This is a genomic window from Catenovulum agarivorans DS-2 (assembly GCF_000568405.1).
Lineage (GTDB): Bacteria > Pseudomonadota > Gammaproteobacteria > Enterobacterales > Alteromonadaceae > Catenovulum > Catenovulum agarivorans_A.
In genome coordinates this window covers 1-1,656 of record NZ_ARZY01000085.1, presented here as the reverse complement: position 1 = coordinate 1,656, position 1,656 = coordinate 1, and the positions used below count along the sequence as shown (strand labels likewise).

General features: G+C 40.9%; 2 protein-coding genes. Both read right to left on the bottom strand.

Features of this window, described 5'->3' with window-relative positions; translation table 11 throughout:
* Nucleotides 1-129: 129 nt before the first annotated feature.
* Nucleotides 130-1,014: a rolling circle replication-associated protein gene (locus DS2_RS19275; protein ID WP_051480038.1), complete on the bottom strand. Its 885-nt coding sequence runs from the start codon at nucleotides 1,012-1,014 to the stop codon at nucleotides 130-132.
* A gap of 129 nt (nucleotides 1,015-1,143) precedes the next feature.
* Nucleotides 1,144-1,431 carry a hypothetical protein gene (locus DS2_RS19270; RefSeq protein ID WP_035016718.1) on the bottom strand — a complete coding sequence of 96 codons (288 nt, stop codon included), beginning with the start codon at nucleotides 1,429-1,431 and terminating at the stop codon, nucleotides 1,144-1,146.
* Nucleotides 1,432-1,656: the final 225 nt, after the last annotated feature.

Sequence of the window (1,656 nt, the reverse complement as noted above, 5' to 3'; positions counted from 1 at the left end):
AAACTGAGCGCCGCCTTGTATGGTGGCTAAAATCCCTGTTAAAAGCTCCCTGTGACGCTCTGTAAGCTCTCTAATAGAATCAGTTGAATAATGTTGCTGTAAATTGTTCATAGTCCGTTTCCTTTGTGATTAATGGGTAAATTCTGGTTTCTTGATGATGTATGCGCCCTTAGCTGAAAACCCAGCAAACAGCCAAGGACTTTCCAATATTTCGCCTGTGCTTTTCAGCAAAATACCTCCACCTATAGCACGTCTCGGACGGTCTTCGATTGTTGCAATCTCGCGAACCCAATTCGGCATTGACCACCAACAGCGTTCATTTCTGGCGTTCTCAGACAATCCACCACAACCGTAAATCCTTACACCTTTGGGGAATTTGTCGGGATTGTCTTCACCTTTAGAAGCGTATTTTGCGATATAGCCAATGGCATTTCTGGCCCATTCAATCTTTGTTAAACCATGCTTCCACCAACCTTGTTTATCAGGCTTTGGAAGTGTCACGCCTTTAGGTAGCCAGATTAAAACGTGGTAATGCAATGCGCCTCGTTTCTGAAGCTCACCAACCCAAACATAACGAAAATCTATGTTTCTGCGTTTACACCACTTGCGAACGTAGCTTAATAAATCACTGATGTGTCTTGGTTGCCATGCGTCTAAATCTTTGTAAGTTAGAGTTAACATGGCCACTCGGTATCGATAACTACCCATGCTCAAATCTTCAATATGCAATCGTGCGCTGGTTAAGACTGAGTATTTAAGTTTTCTAAGACGTGATTTATGGCGGTCAATAAAGAATGGTTCGGGCAACGTCCCACTTGTTGAAGAAGAGACAAGCCCAGGCTCGCCTGCAAAATCGGTGTTTTTTTGCTCAGATTTATCACTCTTTTTGTGAGTTGAGTGAATATTTTTGTAAGGTTCTAGAAATTTTTTCGTGTTTTTAGTTGAATATTTTTCAACATGAGCGCACCCTTCGCGCATAGGCACGCTGACAGCCTGATTACTCTCAGATATCATTATCAAGTTATCCTTGTCGGGATTAACAACCGTCAGAAACGTGTTGGCGCACGTTCTGACACCTTAAAAAGCCCAGCTTTGGCGAGTTGGGCTTTTTGCTATCTAGGATTTATTGTTGGCGCAATAAACCTATTTATCTTTTATTTGTACGTCTGTTAATTCTTGGTTCTTTTCTTTAATCAAGCGGCTCATATCAGCCAATACAGAGCCTACGTTCTCTAAGGCTTTTTCTTCATTTCCTTTCAATGCTTCCTCTATCGAATCGCAAAGTAAATTTAAGTTATCAACTTGTGTTTTGAGTACGTCGTCAATAAATCCGCTTTTAGTTGCACCTGTTAATTTAGTAAATCTCTCTAATGCATCGTAACATTCTGGTGATATCGAAATTGAAAATCGTTCTTTGTTTCGCTTTGTCATGGTTCAACACCTCTTTAGTGTGTTACGTATATTACAAAAAGAAGCGCTAATTACAACCTAAAAATTTTCAAGATAAAAACAAAAATAGTCCCAAAAATGGGACAAAAGTGCAGTATTACTTTACTGCACTTTGACGGGAACTGGTTCATTCCTCGGCTGCGCTCCCGTTGGTGCTCACCTCGTCCATTCACCAGTTCACCCACAGCGTTATTAACAGTTTCTGTG

What these genes read in the sequence shown, in the direction of transcription:
- DS2_RS19275 (WP_051480038.1), bottom strand. Translation starts at nt 1,014, where the DNA reads ATGATATCTGAGAGTAATCAGGCTGTCAGCGTGCCTATGCGCGAAGGG.
- DS2_RS19270 (WP_035016718.1), bottom strand. Translation starts at nt 1,431, where the DNA reads ATGACAAAGCGAAACAAAGAACGATTTTCAATTTCGATATCACCAGAA.